This is a genomic window from Methylobacterium sp. GC_Met_2, from assembly GCF_026540795.1.
Classification (GTDB): Bacteria; Pseudomonadota; Alphaproteobacteria; order Rhizobiales; family Beijerinckiaceae; genus Methylobacterium.
The window spans coordinates 21,159-40,858 of the sequence record NZ_JALNUM010000025.1 but is presented as its reverse complement, the minus strand read 5'-3'; the positions used below and the strand labels follow the sequence as shown (position 1 = coordinate 40,858).

The 19,700-nt window shown below is 67.1% G+C and carries 18 protein-coding genes; 5 read left to right on the top strand and 13 right to left on the bottom strand.

Translation table 11 applies throughout. The annotated features are described in order from the left end of the window. Positions 1-390: 390 nt before the first annotated feature. Positions 391-672: a hypothetical protein gene (locus OXS49_RS11485; RefSeq protein WP_267424231.1), complete on the top strand. Its 282-nt coding sequence runs from the start codon at positions 391-393 to the stop codon at positions 670-672. A gap of 516 nt (positions 673-1,188) precedes the next feature. On the opposite strand, the gene OXS49_RS11480 is transcribed toward OXS49_RS11485, so the two are convergent. Next, positions 1,189-1,476, bottom strand: coding sequence for a hypothetical protein (locus tag OXS49_RS11480; RefSeq protein WP_267424230.1), 288 nt, complete (start codon positions 1,474-1,476; stop codon positions 1,189-1,191). 156 nt (positions 1,477-1,632) lie between these two features. Here OXS49_RS11480 and OXS49_RS11475 point away from each other — a divergent pair, with 156 nt between their 5' ends. After that, complete coding sequence (locus tag OXS49_RS11475; protein WP_267424229.1) at positions 1,633-1,986, top strand: helix-turn-helix transcriptional regulator; 354 nt, start codon at positions 1,633-1,635, stop codon at positions 1,984-1,986. Here the strand turns inward: OXS49_RS11475 and OXS49_RS11470 are convergent. Further along, entirely contained in the window at positions 1,956-2,828 is an 873-nt protein-coding gene (locus OXS49_RS11470) for a MipA/OmpV family protein (protein ID WP_267424228.1), read from the bottom strand. The two genes, OXS49_RS11475 and OXS49_RS11470, sit on opposite strands and share 31 nt — an antisense overlap. Positions 2,829-3,960: 1,132 nt before the next feature. Between OXS49_RS11470 and OXS49_RS11465 the strand changes: the two genes are divergently transcribed. Beyond that, positions 3,961-4,311 (top strand): hypothetical protein, encoded by a 351-nt coding sequence (locus tag OXS49_RS11465; RefSeq protein WP_267424226.1) that lies wholly within the window; start codon positions 3,961-3,963, stop codon positions 4,309-4,311. A gap of 129 nt (positions 4,312-4,440) precedes the next feature. On the opposite strand, the gene rpmG is transcribed toward OXS49_RS11465, so the two are convergent. From rpmG to OXS49_RS11435, 6 genes are all read right to left on the bottom strand, one after another. Next, positions 4,441-4,608, bottom strand: a complete 168-nt coding sequence (rpmG, locus tag OXS49_RS11460; RefSeq protein ID WP_160532473.1) for a 50S ribosomal protein L33 — start codon at positions 4,606-4,608, stop codon at positions 4,441-4,443. Positions 4,609-4,714: 106 nt separating this feature from the next. Next, positions 4,715-5,899 carry an MFS transporter gene (locus OXS49_RS11455; RefSeq protein WP_267424224.1) on the bottom strand — a complete coding sequence of 395 codons (1,185 nt, stop codon included), beginning with the start codon at positions 5,897-5,899 and terminating at the stop codon, positions 4,715-4,717. Next, positions 5,896-6,639 carry an NUDIX domain-containing protein gene (locus OXS49_RS11450; RefSeq protein WP_244007732.1) on the bottom strand — a complete coding sequence of 248 codons (744 nt, stop codon included), beginning with the start codon at positions 6,637-6,639 and terminating at the stop codon, positions 5,896-5,898. Before OXS49_RS11450 ends, OXS49_RS11455 begins: the two co-directional genes overlap by 4 nt. Then, positions 6,596-7,060: a DUF983 domain-containing protein gene (locus OXS49_RS11445; protein WP_267424222.1), complete on the bottom strand. Its 465-nt coding sequence runs from the start codon at positions 7,058-7,060 to the stop codon at positions 6,596-6,598. Before OXS49_RS11445 ends, OXS49_RS11450 begins: the two co-directional genes overlap by 44 nt. 23 nt (positions 7,061-7,083) lie before the next feature. Further along, on the bottom strand, positions 7,084-9,405 hold the full coding sequence (rnr, locus tag OXS49_RS11440; protein ID WP_267424220.1) for a ribonuclease R: 2,322 nt from the start codon (positions 9,403-9,405) through the stop codon (positions 7,084-7,086). 130 nt (positions 9,406-9,535) lie between these two features. Then, a complete protein-coding gene (locus OXS49_RS11435; RefSeq protein WP_244007738.1) occupies positions 9,536-9,874 on the bottom strand; it encodes a hypothetical protein in 339 nt (112 codons plus the stop codon). A 115-nt stretch (positions 9,875-9,989) separates the two neighbouring features. Here OXS49_RS11435 and OXS49_RS11430 point away from each other — a divergent pair, with 115 nt between their 5' ends. Beyond that, entirely contained in the window at positions 9,990-13,091 is a 3,102-nt protein-coding gene (locus OXS49_RS11430) for an FAD-binding and (Fe-S)-binding domain-containing protein (protein ID WP_267424218.1), read from the top strand. Between the two features lie 11 nt (positions 13,092-13,102). Beyond that, positions 13,103-13,999 carry a 2-dehydropantoate 2-reductase gene (locus OXS49_RS11425; RefSeq protein ID WP_267424268.1) on the top strand — a complete coding sequence of 299 codons (897 nt, stop codon included), beginning with the start codon at positions 13,103-13,105 and terminating at the stop codon, positions 13,997-13,999. A gap of 39 nt (positions 14,000-14,038) precedes the next feature. On the opposite strand, the gene OXS49_RS11420 is transcribed toward OXS49_RS11425, so the two are convergent. The 5 genes from OXS49_RS11420 to OXS49_RS11400 form a co-directional block, all read right to left on the bottom strand. Continuing rightward, the gene (locus OXS49_RS11420; RefSeq protein WP_244007742.1) at positions 14,039-14,500 is read right to left on the bottom strand and encodes a hypothetical protein; all 462 of its coding nucleotides are present in this window, start codon (positions 14,498-14,500) and stop codon (positions 14,039-14,041) included. Between the two features lie 657 nt (positions 14,501-15,157). Further along, the gene (locus OXS49_RS11415) at positions 15,158-15,469 is read right to left on the bottom strand and encodes a plasmid stabilization protein (RefSeq protein WP_267424215.1); all 312 of its coding nucleotides are present in this window, start codon (positions 15,467-15,469) and stop codon (positions 15,158-15,160) included. A gap of 18 nt (positions 15,470-15,487) precedes the next feature. Continuing rightward, on the bottom strand, positions 15,488-17,107 hold the full coding sequence (locus OXS49_RS11410) for a hybrid sensor histidine kinase/response regulator (protein ID WP_267424213.1): 1,620 nt from the start codon (positions 17,105-17,107) through the stop codon (positions 15,488-15,490). 122 nt (positions 17,108-17,229) lie between these two features. Then, positions 17,230-19,203 carry an AI-2E family transporter gene (locus OXS49_RS11405; RefSeq protein WP_244007748.1) on the bottom strand — a complete coding sequence of 658 codons (1,974 nt, stop codon included), beginning with the start codon at positions 19,201-19,203 and terminating at the stop codon, positions 17,230-17,232. Positions 19,204-19,271: 68 nt separating this feature from the next. Next, a complete protein-coding gene (locus OXS49_RS11400; protein ID WP_012320502.1) occupies positions 19,272-19,652 on the bottom strand; it encodes a response regulator in 381 nt (126 codons plus the stop codon). Between the last annotated feature and the right edge of the window lie 48 nt (positions 19,653-19,700).

Sequence of the window (19,700 nt, the reverse complement as noted above, 5' to 3'; positions counted from 1 at the left end):
ATCGCGAGCCAAGTGTACCTCCCGTTGTTTTTCGGTGGTTGCAGCGTCAATGCGGGTTGGACCTTTCTGAACGAAGCGCTCAGCAGAGGAGCGTGTTCCCGGAATAGGCTCGCCGCGGCTGACGCGCTCCACACCGGGAGGGGGGATGAGCTGAGCTTTTGACCGAGAGCGCGACGAACTTGTCCAGAAGCGCGTCGAAGCCGCCCACCCCAACATGGAATCCGCGCCGATAAGAAGAAACACATGTTCGTCGTGTTCGATTTGGACGGCACGCTCGCCCTGACCGAGCACCGCGCGCATTTCTTGAACAGGCCCGGGCGGCATAAGGATTGGCGTGGCTTCTACGCAGCTTGCGACTAGAATGAGCCCTGCCAGCCGATCATCCGCACGTTGCACGCGCTCGATGCGACCGGCGCTGAGGTCGAGATCTGGTCCGGCCGCTCCGACGAGGTGAAGGACAAGACAACCGCGTGGCTGGCTGAGCACGGTCTGGAGCACATCCCAATCCGGACGCGGGCCGCGGGTGACCACCGGCCCGACACGGTGCTGAAGGCCGAATGGCTAGACAAGGGTCGGACGCCGGAACTGGTGTTCGAGGACCGGGCGACGATGGTCCGGATGTACCTGGCCCGTGGGATCAACTGCTGCCAAGTCGCACCGGGGGATTTCTGATGGCACGCCACGCTGGGCTGAAAGAGCGGGGAGGGCGCAGTGCCGCGTAGCGTCTGTGCGCCGGAGCAGGTGGAGCGGCCGCCGTAGCCGTTCGCCCCTAGAGGACTCTCGCGCCTTGAAGCGGCTCGTAACGCCGGCGCCTCCACGACCACCTTCGACGAGATGGTGGGCGAGCGTATGAAGCCATGCCCGAAGGAGTTTGGACCACGTGTTTTATGGGATTGGGCCCAGGTGGCCCTCTTCTTTGACACCTTGCCGGAACGCGAGCCGACGCATGAGAGCGACGACGAAATCCCGTCGAGGCTTGGATGACGCGCATCCGTGTGGAGGGTTCAAAACCTTTGAGTATCTGCCTTCTTGAAGGCGACGGCGATGCTCTTGTCTTGAACCGTCTGGACCTCGATCTGGCGCAGCATCAGCACGATCTGTTCCGCGCTCATCTTCTGTCCTAGCTTCATCGCCAACTGCTCTGGTCCAGGCTGATCTTCTCAATCAACCCAATCCAAAGCCAGCCGATCAGGTCATAGCTTCCACCTCCAGCGCCACGGCCGCGAACCGAGCCCGTGCCAAGGCATCTCGCGAGAGCCCGGCGCGTTCGCACCATGCAGTGAAGACGTCGGCCTCGATCGGCACGCGCACGACCTCGACGCCGCTGCGCCGTACCTTCCGCTCCACTCGCTCAGTTGCTACGCTCCACATCTCGTACTCGGGCGGCGGCTTGCCACCGTCCACAAGGCTAGTGCGCAACGCCTCGTATTGCTCTGGAACGTACCAAGGCCGGCCGACGCGGCGGGGACGATCCACGGGCTCCTCTTTGAAAGGTAGCGCTGTACGTCCTTCGATCGCAGGAACCGCGCCCTGGATTGAAGAAGTTGGCAAGCGCCATGGCCATCCCGCACATTCGGGAACTCGCGCCGCTCCTACGCCCATGTCACAACTGCAACAAGCGAGGAGGCGCCAATGCCAGAGCCCATGACGGCGCTGCTTGACTGCTACGGCATGCATTCAAAGGTATCACGGGAAGCCATCGGTTCTCGTTTGCGCGTCACGCGAGAAGCGTTGGGCTTTGGCATGACTGCTTTTGCAGCCAAGTGCGGCCTAAGCAGGACCCGATACCAAAACTTTGAAGCAGGCAGGAACCTAATAAAACCAGAACAAGCGGTGAGATTGTTTGAGGTGTTCTCAGAAGAAGGCCTCGATTTCAACTGGCTCTACTCTGGCAACACAAGCGGTCTATCACCCCGCCTCGCCCGTGCAATCTACGTCCGAGCAGAACGTCTGGCTCAAAGCAATGCTGGTGTCGTGAACGAATAGTCGATCTTGATACCGAACAGGAACTGATCGGGGGTGCCGAAGGGGCGGCGCACCAGCGGACTGTCTGCGGAGGCGCCAAGGATGCGGGTGTAGCCGGCATAAGCCGTGTACGCCCAGGTGTTGTTCGGCGTGTAGGTCACTGCGCCAATTACACCCGCCGAATAGAAGCTGCGCGGATCGTACGTGGTGACCCGTCCGTTGATCGCCGCCTCGGACGGCGATACGCTGAAATATTTCCGGGCGAAGCTGGCATCACCGATGTTGAAGCGCGGCCCGATCGAGAACAGGAGCTTATCCGTCGGGATCAGGTAGTCGGCCGCCACCGAGCCGACTGTGCCGTGATGGCCGTAGACGCCTTGCCGAGCCTCAACGCGCGTCCGGATGAAGGAGACCGGGTAGAACTCCGCGAATACACCGGGCTCGAGCGCAAAACGTGCATCACGAATGCCAAGCAAGTGTGCCCGGTCATCGCCGTAGTAGCGGCCCGGCACCACCCGAACGGTGGGGCCGATCCGGAACATCGGATCATCGTAGAGGGACAAGCTGAAGCCGTCGTCGGGCGCCGAGAAACGCCTTGGCTCGCCGACCCGGCGGATATCGATCGATGGGTAGCCAACCGCCGTGTAGTCGCTCGACCCCGGATACCGCGGTACGACCTGAAGCGAGCCACTGAGCGTCACGATCCACGTGGTGGGATCGACCTGCGCAAAGGTTGGTATCGGGCGCGGCATCACCGCGCCGAGATCCGCAGCACGCGCGCCCGCGGCGCCGTAGGCAGTGAGAAGTGCGCCAGCGCCGAAAACGGCGCAGAAACGCGAAAGGCGCTGGAGCGGTAAAATCATGGCCACGCTTTATGCTGCAGTTTCATCCCGGCCGCATTGCTCAAGGGCCCGTCCTCCCACTGAATGTCACGCAATCGAGCTGCCCGTGATGATTCCGCAACGTTTCATGCGATGCGATCGAGCTACTGCCGGTGAGCGAGCCACACTTCTGCCTACGGGTGGGACTCTCCTACAGCGTGCCCGGGTACGGCATTCGATGAGGCACGCTCATGTCGCCGTGGTTGGCCGCCGTCTTAAGCCTTGAGACCGCGCTGTGGTCCGCGATTCTGGCTCAGGCTGCCCACAATTATGAGGAGGAACGTACACCCGCGGCCGGCATCGCCCGGGTGTCCGCATGGCTCCTTCTGGCCGCCACCGGCTTACTAATTTGGTCAAAAGCTACGTGAGCGGCGACCTCGTCATGCTGCTCGGTCGAGGGTGATCTCGATCAATGCCGTGTTGCATCCGCGTTGCACGGACCAACCTACGCCCAGCTGTAACCCGTTGTAAAAGCTAAGCCCGCGTTGCGGCATGTTGCAAGCCATGCGGAAGACGCTTTGAGCATTGAAAAACCCGCCAAGTCATTGACCGGGCGGGCTAAATCGATGGTAGCAAGGGACGGATTTGAACCGCCGACACAAGGATTATGATTCGACGACGATTGTGCTGCTGGGCGCGCAGGTGAACGCCGAGACGGAGCGCCAGACCGCCGAGGACACGACAGTGGGCGAGCCTAAGCCTCTCGGCACGCGGGGAGCGAAGATGGCCGACAGTGTCGGAGCAGCTGCAGAGTAGCTGCCTCCTGTCAGGGTTTGGTGCTGGGACTACCCTTCTGTTCCGCATGGTCAGCGGTGCGCTCAGTATATGGTGGTCGCCGCTCCTTATGGATCGACAGGTACGCTCGCGCAGCAGGACGGCTCAGCGCGCGATCGCCTGCGCGTCAAAGGTTCGGCAAGGACCGCGGCGGCCGGCAGCACCGAAATATGCCGGGGTTCCTGTCTGACCGGGTGACACTGCACTAGCCATTGGTCCGGCCACGAAAACGTCTTCGCTCTCGCGCGACGGCGAGCAAGGCTTCTCCAACATCTAAGCCGTTCGTTGCAAAATCGACTGCGAGCTCGAGCAGCTCAACGACTAGTCGTCGGAAGGCCGCGTGCCCGAGCCGCGCCGCGATGCCAGGATCTGTGACGAGGAAAGAATCCTGTACGAGGCGTTCGCAGCGGAGGTCGACCTTTTGAAGGACAGCCGAACTCGACAGAGGACAGGCAAGGGCGGCTGGTACGCCTTCGTGCGGGTCATGCGATGGGATGAAGCCCGAACGCAGGCCGAAGGGATCGATAAGATCGAGCAGAGCTGCCAAGGGAACAAGGCCGCTTATGAGGCTGCCCGACGCTTGCTGGCCGAGAATGCGCACCGGCTGGGCGATGGGATCACGGTGGAAGCCGACGTCGCGACCGAGCTGGATTGGGTGCCGAAGAAGGTTAGTCCTGAGCACGAGGGCTGATTTCGTGAGGGGCTTTCCAGAGAGCGGTATCGCGTTCGTTGTGTGATCCTATTGTGACCCCAACGAAGAAAACCGCCCCAATTATGGAGCGGATTTGCTAATCAAATCAATACGTTAGCGCCAGAGTGCTTACTTGATCTTGGTTTCCTTGAACTCGACGTGCTTGCGCGCGACCGGGTCGTACTTGCGCATCGACAGCTTCTCGGTTTGCGTCCGGGAGTTCTTCTTCGTGACGTAGAAGTAGCCCGTGTCGGCGGTCGACATGAGCTTGATCTTGACGGTGACGGCCTTGGCCATGGCGCGGCGCTCCTGCAGGGTGCGGCATTCCGCGTGAGCGAAACGCAAATGGCCGGGAGGACCCGGCCGAATACGGGCGGGTGAATGCCCGATCGCGCCGTTCAGGTCAAGAGTGGACGCGCCGACGCTCCGTCACGGCGAGGGCGCCTGCAAAGGCCAGGAACAGGGCGAGCAGCGCCAGCGCGAAGCCGTGCGGCGGTATGAGGTCGAGCCCGCCGCCGATCACCGGCGGCCCCAACATCAGCCCGACATTGTACAGCACCACGAAGGCCGCGTTGGCGCCGGCGAGATCGTTTGCCGGCGTGCGGTCACCCAGCATGGCGAGCCCGACCGTGTAGAGCGTGCCGGCGATACCGCCCCAGACCAGGAGCAGCAGGCCGAACGCCACGGGGTTCCCGGCCGTCAACGGGATGAGCGCCGAGCCGGCGGCGCCCGCGAGACCTGCGCCGAGCAGCACCGCACCGCGGTTGAACCGGTCGGCGAGCCAACCGAACGGAATCTGGAACACCACATTGCCGAGCGCGATCAGGCTGACGAGCCCGGCCGCGCCTTGTGCGTCATAGCCGAGGCGCAGTCCGTAGAGGGGCAGGATCGCGAAGATCCCAGTCTCGACCGCTCCGTACGCGAGGGCAGCCGCGAGCGCGCCGGGGGCGAGGCGCAGGTAGCTGAAGATGCTTCGGCCCGAACCCGGCTCGATCGTCGGCGACAGCCCCCGGGCGAGCAGGATGGGCAGGCCGCCGGCCAGCATGAGGGCGGCGCCGGTCGCGTAGGGGGCCAGCCCCTCGGTGCCGACAAGCGCCAGCAGGAGCGGGCCGACCGCGAAGCCCGCTGCCAGGACGGTGGCGTAGATGCCCATCACGAGGCCCCGGCGTTCCGGCGGGGCAGCGGCGTTGATCCAGTACTCGGAGAGTACGAATAGGGCGCCGAGCGTCATCGAGAAGACGAAGCGCAGGGGGAACCAGAGCGCGATACCCGGCAGGATCGGGAACAAAGTGAGGCTGGCCGCTCCGACGATCAGCGCCAAGCCGAGCAGCGGGGCGACCCCGATCCGCGTGGCCAGCCGCGGGACGAACGGCACCGTACAGATGCTGGCGATGCCCGCCACCGCGGTGTTGATCCCGATCAGCGTGCTCGACGCGCCCCGTCGCTCCAATTCGATCGACAGGAGCGGGATCGACAGGCTCAGACCGATGCCCACGACGGTGACGCAGGTGACGGCCGCCGCGATGGCCGCCACATCCTCCGAGCTGATTCCGCGCCGTCCCGCGTTCTCCACGTCCTTTTGGTTCACAAGGCTACCCGTTCGCGCCGGCCGTAGCGCTCGTAATGGAACGGGATCATCCGGTGTGGGGCGAAATCGGCGGCGATCTGAGCTTCCAGATCGTCCAGGATGGCGCGGGTGATGTACGGCAGGTCGAGCTTGCGGGCCGCCTCAAGGCGGACCCAGGCGAGTTCGGTGAACTCCGCGTCGGCCTGAACCCGGCCCGGCTCCTCTGCCGCAACCATCCGATGATCGACCGCGAAAAAGCGCGTGTCGAACCGGCGTACGCGCTTCGGCGGCGTGATCGCCCGGGCCACGAGGTGCAGCGCCTCGAGATCCGGCAGGACGCCGTGCCGGGCAAACCCCTCCCAGCCCGCGGGCGTCTCCTCCGGCGCGCCGTGCTCGGTCGTGCCGAGCAGCAGGCCGGTCTCCTCGTAGGTCTCGCGGATTGCGGCGAGCGCGAGCGCCCGGCCGAGATGATGGGGTGGCCGGGAGACCTGCCGGGTCAGCGCCGCTTCGGCGTAGTCGGGCAGGGCGCCGGCCACCGGCATGTGACGGTCGCCGAGCTCGATCCGGCCGCCCGGGAAAACGAACTTGCCCGGCATGAAGGCGAGGTTGGGGTTGCGCCGGCCCATCAGGACCTTCGGGCCGCCCCGTCCCCGCCGGTCGATCACGATCATGGTGGCGGCGTCCCGCGGGCGCAGGCGCGCCGCGGCAGGCTTCCTCTCAGAGGCGGTGGCGATCTGGGGCTCCTGCTGCGGCAGCGGCAAGGCGTGTCTCCTCCGACCCCGGGGTGGGGCGGCTCCGCGGTAGCGTGGCGAAGCCGTGCATGCCAAGGGCGTATTGCAGCCCGACGACGGCACCCTTGACCGGTTGGAGCAATATGAGCGCGAACAGGAGCGTGAAGGCCGGCCAGACTCCCATCTCAACCCAGAGGGGAACCTCGTAGGCGCTCTCCGTCTCCAGGATCAGGTAGCCCACGATGTGGGCGACAATGAAGATCACCACGTAGGGTGGCAGATCGTCCGCCCGGTGGTGGTGCAACTCCAGGCCGCACGCATCGCATTCGGGCCGCACCTTGAGGAAGCGGCCGAAGATCCGCCCCTGGCCGCAATGCGGGCAGCGGCCGATGAAGCCTCGGGCCATCGCGGGTACGAGACGGGTGCGCAGGGGAATCGCGTCGGCGGCCATGTCCAGGGTCTACAACGGCCCGGTCAGCGGCGCGAGCCGCGATGGCGCGTCCCAGTGTTGCGGATGCCGGCGGGACGGCCGGGCGGGGCCGCCTTGAACGGCCGGCCACCGGGCGCCTTGCCCGGGCCGGGCTTGCGGGCGCCGGAACGGGACCGGCCCTCGCTGAGCAATTCGAAGCGCAGCGCCCCGGCCACCGGTGCCGCCTCCACGAGCCGCACCTCGACCCGGTCGCCCAGGCGGAACGTCTCCCCGGTCCGCTCGCCCACCAGGGCGTGACGGCCCTCCTCGTGGCGGAAATAATCGGCGCCGAGCTGCGAGACCGGCACGAAGCCGTCCGCCCCGGTCCCGTCGAGCTTGATGAAAAGCCCGGCCCGAGTCACGCCGGCGATCTGGCCCTCGAAGCTGGCCCCGATCTGGTCGGCGAGGTGGTGGGCGATCAGCCGGTCGATGGTCTCGCGCTCGGCCGCCATGGCGCGGCGCTCGGCCGCCGAGATCTGCTCGCCGATCTGCGCCAGCTCGCCGAGTGAGACCGTACTCCCGAGCCCATCTGTGCCGAGCCGGCAGGCGGTGATCAGCGCCCGGTGGACGATCAAGTCGGCGTAGCGCCGGATCGGCGAGGTGAAATGCGCGTAGCGCCGCAGATTCAGGCCGAAATGCCCGAGATTCTCGGCGGCGTAGACGGCCTGGGCCTGGCTGCGCAGGATCACCTCGTTGAGGAAGACGCTGTGCTCGGTCTCGGCGACGGTCGCTAGGATCCGATTGAACAGGGCGGGCCGCAGCGCCCCTTCCCTGGGCAGCTTGATGCCCACCGAGGCCAGGACCTCACCGAGCGCCCGCATCTTTTCGAGCGCCGGCTCGTCGTGGACGCGATAGATCAGCGGCTGTTTCGCCTGCTCCAGGGTCTCGGCTGCGGCGACGTTCGCCTGGATCATGAACTCTTCGATCAGCCGATGCGCGTCGAGCCGTTCCGGCACGATCACCCGATCGACCGCGCCGTCCGGGGACAGAAGGACCTTGCGCTCGGGCAGGTCGAGGGCGAGCGGGCCCCGGCGGTCTCGGGCCGCGCGCAGGGCCGCGTAGGCCGCCCAGAGGGGGCGCAAAGCCGGCTCCAGCAGGGGGGCGGTGGCGGCGTCCGGCTGCCCGTCGATCGCGGCCTGCGCTTGCGCATAGGCGAGCTTGGCGCGGGAGCGCATCATCACCCTGTGGAAGCCGTGGCGGCGCTTCTCGCCATCGGCGGCGATGACCATGCGCACGGCGAGCGCCGGCCGATCCTCGCCCTCGCGCAACGAGCACAGGTCGTTCGAGATCCGCTCCGGCAGCATCGGTACGACCCGGTCGGGGAAGTAGACCGAATTGCCGCGCTCCAGCGCCTCCCGGTCGAGGCTCGATCCGGCGCGGACATAGGCCGCTACATCCGCGATGGCGACGGTGAGGATGAAGCCGCCCGGGTTGGCCGGGTCGGGATCGGCTTCGGCCATGACGGCATCGTCGTGGTCCTTGGCGTCCGGCGGGTCGATGGTCAGGAGCGGCCGGTCGCGCCAGTCCTCTCGGCCCTGCAACGTCGCGGGTTCTGCGGCATCCGCCTCGGCCAGGGTCGAATCCGCAAAAACGTGCGGGATGTTGTGGAGGTGCAGCGCGATCAAGCTCACCGCCTTCTCGGAGCCGAGCGAGCCCAGCCGCTCACGCACGCGCCCCTTGGGAAGGCCGAACCGGGTCTCGCGCTCTAGGGAGACGCTGACGAGGTCGCCGTCGCGGGCCTGCCCCTCCTCGCCCGGTGGGATCAGGATCTCGCGGCCCTGCGAGCGCTTCTCCACCGGCACGATCCGGCCGCCCTGCGCGCCGGCGCGGTAGACGCCGAGGATCTCGGCCTTGTTCTTCCCGATGACCTTGATGACCCGGCCCGTGTAGCCGCCCTCGGGGTCGCGTTCGACCCGGATCAGAGCGCGGTCGCCGATGCCGGACGCCGGCCGAGTGCCCTTGCGCGGGCCGCGCGGCTGCATGAGCACGATGGCGGGCGGCTTGCCGGTGCCCGTCCACTCGACGGGGACGGCCAGAAAATCACCATGGCGGTCGCGCGAGCGGATATCGGCCAGCACCACCGGCGGCAGGTGGCCCGCCGGGGCGAGACCGCCGCGCCCGCGGTCGAGGGCGCCATCCTCTTCGATCTCTTTCAGGATGCGCTTCAGCTCGATCTTGGCGGCCCCCTTGATGCCGAAGGCCTGGGCGATCTCGCGCTTGCCGACAGGCTCCTTCGACTCGGCCACGAAGGCGAGGATCTGCTCACGGGTGGGGATGGGCGGCGGAGCGGCGGGCTCGGCCCCCGGGGTGGTGGTGCGACGTGCCAAAAGGTGGTGCCGGCTGGTTCTCGGAAAACGAAGCCCAAGTGGGCTCAGGACCAATCCGGTCCCGACATTCCAAGATGGGTCCCCGGAGCGCCCACGGCAACGCCGGGCCGGCTTTCCTCAACAGGCTGGATCAACCGGTCGAGGCGATCTTGCGGATATTCTCGACCGCTTGATCCACGTCGAAGCCCGGGGACACGATCTCAGTCAGGCTGAACGGGCAGGCGCGCGGCAAAGTCAGGTTCACCTGCCCCTCTTGCGGCGCCAGTTCTGGCGTCTCGGCCGCTTGGATCGCCAACGTCCAAGCGCCATCCATGCGCAGGCTCGCCGGGTCGGGCGGATCGCCAGCGAGTGCCGCGAGCTTGGCGCGGCCTGCATCCCGGCAGGCGAGGCTTGTCGCATCGTCCGAGATCAGGGCTGCCTTGATCAGCTCGGCCAGGGCATCCCTGACCCGTTCCACGCTCGCGTTCATGGGTATCCATTCCGAAGGGTCCGAAGGCGTGGCAAGCCGGATGCCATCCGGAAACAGGCCGGTGTGACAGAACCGCCGATCTTTCCTGGCGATCGGCGCGGTGTAGAAGGCAGGCATGATCCCGGTCCTGACTCGCCGAACCGAGGCCGTGCCGCTCTACGCCGCGGCCTGTGCGGAGCTGCGGCTGCGCGGCTTCGAGGGCGACCTGTCGCTGTCCGACGCCGACCGCACCGTCTTCGCCACCGACAACTCGATCTACCAAGTGGAGCCGGGGGCCGTCGCTTTCCCGCGCTCCCGCGATGACCTTGTGCGCATCGCCAAGCTCCTCGACGACCCGCGCTTCTCCGAGATCGTGATCCGGCCCCGCGGCGGGGCGACCGGCACCAATGGCCAATCTCTTGGCCACGGCCTCGTGGTCGATACCTCGCGGCACATGAACCGCATCCTGGAGATCGACGTCGTCAACCGAAGCGTCCGGGTCGAGCCCGGGGTCGTGAAGGATCAGCTCAACCGGGAACTCGCCAAGCACGGCCTGTTCTTCGCGCCCGAGCTCTCCACCTCGAACCGCGCCACCCTCGGCGGGATGATCTCGACGGATGCCTGCGGGCAGGGCTCGTGCCTCTACGGCAAGACCCGGGACCACGTTCTGGCGCTGACCTGCGTGCTCACCGACGGCACGGTCTGGGCCGCCGAGCCCCTGGATGGAGAGGGCCTCAAAGCCGCCAAGGGACGCAACGACCGGGTCGGTGAGATCCACCGTACCGTGGACGCCGTCGTCACCGCGTACGCGACCTTGATCGAGGAGCGCTTCCCCAAGCTCAACCGCTGCCTGACCGGCTACGACCTCGCGCATCTGCGCGATGCCGCGGGTCGGTTCGACCTCAAGAGCGTACTCTGCGGTTCGGAGGGCACGCTGGCGCTGATCGCCGAGGCGCGGCTGAACGTTCTGCCGATCCCGAAGGCCGCGGTGCTGGTGGCGCTCTCCTACGTGGATTTCGATGCGGCGCTTCGCGACGCGCAGGCGCTGCTGCCCTTCGGCGCGGCTTCCGTAGAGACCATCGATTCCACCGTGCTGGCGCTCGCCCGCAAGGACCCGATCTGGGCCGAGGTGCGGGCTTTCTTCCCCGAGGATCCGGCCGGGCGGCCAGTGGACGGAATCAACCTCGTGGAGTTCGTCGGCGATGACGAGGCCGGCGTGGAGGCCGCCCTCACGCGGCTCACCGACATGCTCGCGGTTGAGCGCGGCACCGACACCAAGCGCCTGGGCTTCGCCATCGCCCGGGGGGCGGCGATCGAGCGGCTCTGGACCATGCGCAAGAAGGCCGTGGGCCTGCTGGGCGCCGCCAAGGGCGATGCCCGGCCGATCCCCTTCGTGGAGGACACCGCCGTCCCGCCGGAGCGGCTCGCCGACTACATCGTGGAGTTCCGCGCCCTCCTCGACGGCAAGGGGCTGCGCTACGGCATGTTCGGCCACGTCGATGCCGGCGTGCTGCACGTCCGGCCGGCCATAGATCTGAAGGATCCGGACCAGAACGGCCTGATCCGAGAGGTGACCGAGGGCGTCGTCGCGCTCACCGCCAAGTATGGCGGCTTGCTCTGGGGCGAGCACGGCAAGGGGTTTCGGTCCGAGTTCGTGCCGGAGACGTTCGGGCCTCTTATGCCGGCACTGGAGGCGATCAAGCGGGCCTTCGATCCGGGCGACCGGATGAACCCGGGCAAGATCGCCTCGGCGCGGGGACAGAGCCTCACGCGGATCGACGGCGTGCCGCGCCGGGGCGAGCAGGACCGTACCATCCCGGCGCCGGTCCGGCAGGTTTTCGACGAGGCGCTCCACTGCAACGGCAACGGCGCCTGCTTCTCCTTCGATGCCGACGAGGCGATGTGCCCATCCTGGAAAGCGACCCGAGAGCGCCGGCATTCGCCGAAGGGTCGCGCTTCTTTGATGCGCGAGTGGTTGCGCCAGGCGACGGCGGACGGCCTCGATCCGAGCGCCGAGCTGGCGCGGCAGCATTCCGGCTGGTTCCGCGACGTGGCCGCCACCCTGTTGGGTGCCCTGAGGCCGCGGTCGGAGCGGCAAGATTTCTCGCACGCGGTCCAAGATTTCTCGCACGCGGTCAAGGAGGCGATGGATGGCTGCCTCGCCTGCAAATCCTGCACGGGGTCCTGTCCGATCAAGGTCGACGTACCGACCTTCCGGGCGAAGTTCCTGGCGCTCTATCACACACGCTACGCCCGGCCCCTGAAGGACCACCTCGTGGCGGCGCTGGAATCGCTGCTGCCGCTGGCCGCCAGGGCGCCGCGCTTGAGCAATGCCCTCCTGACCAACCCGATCGCACGCCTGACCCTGGCCAAGGCCGGGTTGGTCGCGATCCCCAACCTGTCGCCGCTCGATCTCCGGACGCAGCTGGCCGGTCTCGGTGTCGCGGTCGCGAGCCCCGAAGCATTGGCGCGGCTGAGCCCGCACGAGCGCGCGACGGCGGTGCTGGTGGTGCAAGACGCCTTCACCAGCCATTTCGACGCGGACGTTGTTACCGACGCCTGCGCGCTGCTGATCGCCCTCGGCTTCCGGCCCTGGCTGATGCCCTACCGGCCGAACGGCAAGCCGCTGCACGTCCACGGCTTTCTAGCCCGGTTCGCCGCCGTCGCGCGCTCCAACGCCGCGATGCTGCGCGCCTTCGCCCAGCAGGGCGTGCCCTTGGTCGGCATCGATCCGTCGATGGCGCTGACCTACCGGTCCGAATACGTGCAGGTGCTGGGCGATGACCTGCCGAAGGTCCATCTCCTGCAGGAATGGCTGGCGACCCAGCTCGACCGGATCCCGTCGCGCCAGGGCGGTCGAACCATGCGGCTCCTGCCCCACTGCACCGAGCGCACCAACGCGCCGGGGGCGGTGCGCGACTGGCAGGCCGTGTTCGCGCATCTCGGGCTGCGGCTCGACGTGCCGGCGGCCGGCTGCTGCGGCATGGCCGGGACTTACGGGCACGAGGCCCGCCATCGCGCCACCTCGGAGACGATCTACGGCCTGAGCTGGGCCCGCCACGTCGCCGAGGCCCCCGGCTGCACGCTGCTGGCCGATGGCTATTCCTGCCGGTCCCAGGCCAAGCTGGTCGACGGCGTGCGGCTGCGCCACCCGGCCCAGGCGCTTCTCGAGCATATCCGTTCAGAGGTCGGCGCTGCGCCGTTCCATCCGGAGCGCGCGGCGGCTGCGGCGACGTGAGCGGCACGGGCCTGACCGTCGCCGTGGTGGGAGCCGGCGCGGTCGGCTGCTACTACGGGTTCCTCTTGGCGAAAGCCGGCCACGCGGTCACGCTGATCGGACGCCCCGCCCTGGTCGAGGCGGTCCGGGCGCCGGGGTTGGTCCTCGACACCGGGGCCGGAACCGGTGCCGTCCCCGTGCAAGCGACCACGGAGGGGAACGGGGTCGCCGGGGCGGACCTCGTCCTGGTCTGCGTGAAATCCGGCGACACCGAAGCGGCCGGTGCGATGATCGCCCCGCACCTGGATCCCGCTACGGTGGTCTTGAGCCTCCAGAACGGCGTCGACAATGCCGAGCGCTTGGCCGCCATCCTCGGGCATCCCGTCGTGCCGGTGGCGGTCTACGTCGCCACCGAGATGGTTGGGCCGGGGCGCGTCCGCCACAATGGGCGGGGCGACCTGATCATTGGCGCCTCGGCGGAGAGCGGGCGCATTGCCGCCGCCTTCACGGCAGCCGGCATCCCGACCAGCGTGTCGGCCCGAGCCATCGACGCCCTTTGGGGCAAGCTGATCCTCAATTGCGCCTACAACGCCCTCTCGGCGCTGACACAGCTCCCCTACGGTCAACTGGTGCGGGGAGTCGGCGTAGTCGCGAGCATGACCGACGTGGTGCAGGAATGCGTCGCCGTGGCCGGAGCGGCCGGGGTGTCCGTGCCGGCCGACATCCTCGACCACGTGCTCAGCCTCAGCACCACCATGGCCGATCAGCGTTCCTCAACCGCGCAGGATCTCGCCCGGGGACGCCGCAGCGAGATCGACCACCTGAACGGCTATGTGGTGCGCATGGGAGCCGCCTTGGGTATCCCGACGCCGGCCAATCGGATGCTGCACACGCTCGTAAAGCTCGCCGAGGCACGTGGCAGCGGCTGAGTACGGAGTACGCCACGCGCGGTATTGCCCGCCGCGCGATCAGAAGACGCCCGCTTCGGCCACCATCCTGTCGGACCGGATCGCGGGCTCCGCCGTGAAGTACCGCCGCTGGATCTCTCCGAAATCGACGATCCACTGGTCCATGGTGTCCGCAACCACGGCGACGCCGGCGGGGGTGAGTTGGATGTGCCGTGAGCCCATCGAGTCGATGGTCGCGATGAAGCCGAGACGCTGCGCCTTCGCGACGTACTTCCGAATGGTTTCCGGTCTCAACGACGCGATCTTGATGCTGCCGAAGGCAAGCTTCTTCTCGACCCTGAGTCCGGGCTGCAGCGCCAAGTATGACAGGATGTGCCAGAGATCCATGGCGTCCCCGGCATCCGTAGTCTGACCCGATTCGCTCCGGAGGGCGGCGTCCCAGCCGACGAACTGCCGGTTCGTGAGCTTTAAAAGCTCTTGGACGCCCTCGCTGCACAGGAAGTCAGTCTTGGCGCCGGTCATCGTGAAATCCCTCTGGTCAAATTCGCCCAGCGTGGGCGCTACCCGTCGCCGGAGCACAACATAGGCGCTGGTCCGCCGCTAGCCCCCTAACATGCGACGCGACATTGAATGAATACAAATTTCGGAGCGGCTTTTTGCGAAATTCGGGTGCAAATAGCTGATTTGACAATTAATTATCAGTCGAGGGCTGTGGTATGTGTCGTACTCATCGGCGTCGGGCAAGATCCGCTGCTGTATGGGCCAGCATTATGCCGAAAACGAGCAAACGCGGAGCCTCTACAAGTGAAGCCCTAATTCTCAGATGGATCGGGGCGCGTCAAAGGTCCCCGGGTTCGAATCCAGGATCTGAGAAAAAATCCGAGACGCTGCCCACGAATGTAATCTATCCCGATTGGCCCGCCGTCTCGCGTGCGCCAAAAGCCTGAGACCGGGCGGGATTATCACGCGCTTTCAAGGACGCAACTTAAGGGCGAATCTCCTGGAACGGTGTGGTGCGCTTGAGCGGAGCCGTTCATCCCGCCGTTCGGACCTGAAATCTTCCGACGGTTCTTTCAGGTCGAGACCGTATCGATGACGTCGGTCCGGCCGATGGTCGGATGGGCGGTCTTCGGTTCGGCCACAATCTGTCGTGAAAAAGCTCCAGACCTACACCCTGGATCACGCGCCCGCGGCGTTGGCCTTCCGGGTGGCGGCTGCCTTCTTGGCAGAGGCGGAGCGCTCAGCGGCCGTTCGCCCGCTGGACGCTTTTCCGCCGGCTTCGCCGCCCTTGTGAGCGGCCGGATGACTGGTGTGCTTGCCGCGTCCGGAGCCGCCGGGCTTCTTCCCGCCGCCGTCGTCCTTGTTGACGGTGGCCCAGGCGCGGGCGTCCGCCTCGTTCTCCGGAACGCCGCGGGCCTCGTAGGATTCGGCGATGTGCTCGGCCTTGCGCTTCTGCTTGTCCGTGTACTTCGACTTGTCGCCCTGTGCCATCGCGCGACTCCCGTGCGCTCAGCCCACCCCGGTCGGACCGTCGAGGATGGCCCGCACGCGGCGGACCAACTCCGTGCGCCGGTAAGGCTTGTTGAGTAGGTCAAACTCGGAACCACCGATGTCGGTTCGCTCCAGGCTGGCCTCCGCGTAGCCGGTCGCCAGCAGAACCTTGAGCTTAGGCTGGCGCCGCCGCGCCTCGCGGGCGAGCAGCACGCCGTTCATGCCGCCCGGCATGATCAGGTCGGTGAACAACAGGTCGATGCGCTCGCTGGAATCGAGGATCTCCAGCGCCTCGCGGGCATTGCCGGCCACCAGCGTCACATAGCCGAAATCCCGCAGGATGGTGCGGGCGAGTTCGGCGACATCTTCGCGGTCATCGACGATCAGGATCGTCTCGGTTCCCTGACGGTCGACGGACCGCAGGGAGATTTTCGGCGGCGTGTTGACGGCCCCATCGGTCGCGGGGAACGAGAGACGGACCGTCGTGCCCTCGCCCACGGTGGATTCGATCTGTGCCGCGCCGCCCGACTGCTTGGCGAAGCCGTACACCATGGAGAGGCCGAGGCCCGTGCCCTTGCCCTCCTCCTTGGTGGTAAAGAACGGATCCATCACCCGGGCCAGCACAGCCGGTGGAATGCCGGTGCCGGTATCGCGGACCGCGATGCTGACGTAGCGGCCAGCGCGCAGGGGCCCGATCTCCCTGCCGCTGGCCGCGACCTCGCTGTTCTCCGTGGAGATCCGTACCGTGCCGCCGTCCGGCATCGCGTCGCGGGCGTTGATTAGCACGTTCAGGATCGCGACCTCGGCCTGGGTCGGGTCGACACGACAGTTCCAGAGATCCGGTGCGAGATCGAGCTCGACCTTGACCGCCTCGCCCACCGAGCGCGCGACCATCTCGCCCATCCCCTCGACGAGGGTGTTCAGATTGACCGCGCGCCCGTCCAGCCGCTGCTTGCGGGCGAAAGCCAGCAATTGCTGCGTCAACGTGGTCGCGCGCTCGGCCGCTTGCCGGATGTTGTCGGTGGCGCGACCCAGCCGGGCGCGGTCGGCATCCGGCTTCTCGAGTCCGGCCGCCAGGATGTCGACGTAGCCGACGATCACCTGCAGCAGGTTGTTGAAATCGTGCGCGATACCGCCCGTGAGCTGGCCGAGCGCCTCCATCTTCTGCGCTTGGCCGAGCGCTTCCTCGGCGTCGCGGCGACGCGAGACGTCGAGCTGCGAGCCGAAATAGTATACAAGCTCGCCATCGGCATTGTAGACCGGTGAGACGAACAGCGCGTTCCAGAAGGTCGAGCCGTTCTTGCGGTAATTCAGGATCTCGGTGGCGAATTCCCGCTTCTCGGCGATGGCTGCCTTGACCTGCGCAACCGACTCGCGGTCGGTTTCCGGACCCTGCAGGAAGCGGCAGTTGCGGCCGATCAGTTCCTCGGGCGTGTAGCCGGTCATCGCCAGGAAGGCACGATTGGCGAAGATGATCGGGTTGTCGGGCTGGCGTGGATCGGTGACGATCATCGGCATCCGCGTCGTCTCGACCGCCGCGAAGAAGATGTCGCTCTTGCGATCCGTGACGTCGCCCGGCGCGCTGTCCCGAACCTGCGGGCCGGGGCCAGAGGGTGGGGTTTCTGGGGTCTCGGACATGCGAGGCGGTCTTCACCTTGAAGCCGTGGAAGCGGGGCCGGGCGGCCTTTCATGACCTGCCGGTGTGGACCCTGGTGGTCAGCAACGCGGAGTCGACCGAACGGGTTCTCCGAGTTGAACGCTCAGGCGGTCGCCGTCGTGGGGACCGGATCGGGCAGCGGGACCTGCGAAACGGGAGCGACCCGTCGCGTCGGCTCGCGGCATGTGCTCAGCACCGCCGACAGCGCCTCGTTGAGCGAGGTCACGAGGAAATCCGCCGACGTCGCCCGGCGCAGGCGTTCCAGCGTCGCCGGGTCGCGCTCGCGCCAGAAGCCCACGAGGATGCGCACGCCCGGCACTGCGGCCCGCGCCTGACGGACGGTGAAGCGGATCTGCGAGAGGCTCACCGGCTCCAGATAGGAGAAGCAGATCAGCGCGAGCCCCTCCGGATTCTCGGGCCGCTCGCCGGCGCGGATCGCCGCCATCGACATGACCTGCGAAGCCAGCCCATGCCGGCCGAGGATCTGGCTGAGCATCAGGGTCGCCGCCTCGTCGAACGGGCCGCGGCTCGACACGCACAGAACCGGCGTCTCGCTGCGCCAGTGGGGCGCCAGATCCTCGCGGGTGAGAACGATGCCCGCCACCTGCCGGTCGGGTCCGATCGCGGCCAACGCCGCTGCGGTCTCGGTATCGGGGCTGCGTCCCGATGAACGCCGGATCCGCCGCGCGACCGGCGCGGTCCCAAGGCGGTCCACGACGCTGCGGATCGCCCCACCAACCTCCTTCTGGCGTTCGCGGTCGAGGGTCCCGCGCGACATATCCTCCTGGGCAAGCAGCAAGCCGGCGAGGGCAACCTCGTCGTAGTAGGTGACCAGGGCACGCTCCTTCAGGAACTGCCAGCCCTGGTCGATCGCCTCGGCCGGATCGCCGGCCAGCATGCGCTGGTAGAAGATTTCGGGCGGCGACAGGGCCGGTTGATCGCCGAGCAGCACATCGAGATACCAGAGCCGCTCCACGTGCCGCCCCAGCACCACGAGACAGACGGTGAGCGGGGTCGCGAGCACGAGGCCGATCGGTCCCCATAGGAAAGTCCAGATCGTCGCCGCCAGGATCACGGCCACCGGCGAGAGGCCGGTGGAATGACCATAGAGCAGCGGCTCGATGACGTGGCCGCAGATCGGCTCGACCACGAGGAACAGCGCCGCGGTGGCGATCACCATCGACCAGCCGGGATCGACCGCGGCGGCGAGAATCAGCGGCAACAGCGCGCTGATCGCAGCGCCGATATAGGGCACGAACCGCAGGATCGCCGCCAGCACGCCGAACAGGGTCGGGCTCGGCACGCCGATCACCCAAAGACCGACACCGATCACGACGCCGAACGCGAGGTTGAGGGCAAGCTGGGCCAGGAAGAAGCGGCTGAGCCGTCCGGTGGCATCGTCGATCGCCGCCGTGGTCCGCCTAAGGTCCTCCGAGCCGCCCGCGAGCCGGATCGCACGGTTCCGCAGATCCTCGCGCTGCAGCAGAATGAAGATCGTGAAGATCAGGATCAGACCCGTCGTCGCCAGCGGGTGAACGAGGGGGCCGGCGAACGTCTGGAGCGTGTCCACCACGTTGGCGCGGGCGGGGGTGATCTCCACGGTGAGCGGGTGCGTGCGCGAGCCGGGCTCACCCTTGATCTCAGCAGCAGGCGGCGGCTGCAACGTGGCGCTCAGATCTTGAACCATGTCGACGATGCGCGAGAGGCTGCCGGTTCCGGCAGTCGCCCCGCGCAGGTCCTTGATCTTCGTGCGCATCGTCTGGGTGTAGCGCGGCAGGTCGGCGGCGAGCTGGGACGCCTCGCTGGCGATCAAGCTGCCGATCCCGAACAGCGCGCCGAACACGATCACCACCACCAGCATCACCGCGGCCACGCGGGGCACGCGCAGGCGCCGGAGCAGGCGAACCGCCGGCACCAGGACGAAGCTGAGGAGGATCGCCAGCGTCACTGGCACAAGGATATCGCGCCCGAGATACAGCGCCGCCATCGTCGCCACGACCAGCAGGAGCGACGCCAGCGTCACGAAGACCGGAAGGCCCTCCCGCAGGCGCTGGGCAGTGACGGGATCCTCGCTCACGGACACGCTCCAAACTTCTCACACGCGGGGGTCGGGTGGGAACGGCTTCGAGGGCGAACGGATCCGCCTCAGCTCGCCTGTGCGGTCTCGCCCAGAGCGGCGCTGATCTGGCTGAGCAGCTTCGAGAAGTCGACGGGCTTCGGATGATAGTCGTCGCAGCCCGCCTGGATCGCCTTGTCGCGATCCCCCGACATCGCGTGGGCAGTGAGGGCGATGATCGGGATCGCCCGCGTGTCGGTGCCTGATTTCAGCGTGCGGGCGACCGACCAGCCGTCGAGGACCGGGAGGTTCATGTCGAGGAGGATCACGTCGGGCTGGCCCGAGCGGGCCTGCCGAACGCCGGCCTCGCCGTCATGGGCCAGGATCACCTCGTAGCCGCGCCGTTTGAGCCGCCGGGACAGGAAGTCCCAAATCTCTTCGTGGTCCTCGACCAGCAGAATCTTCGCCATCAGAACTCGAATCCCCGGCTCGCGTCGTGCCGGCCGACCGGCCAACGC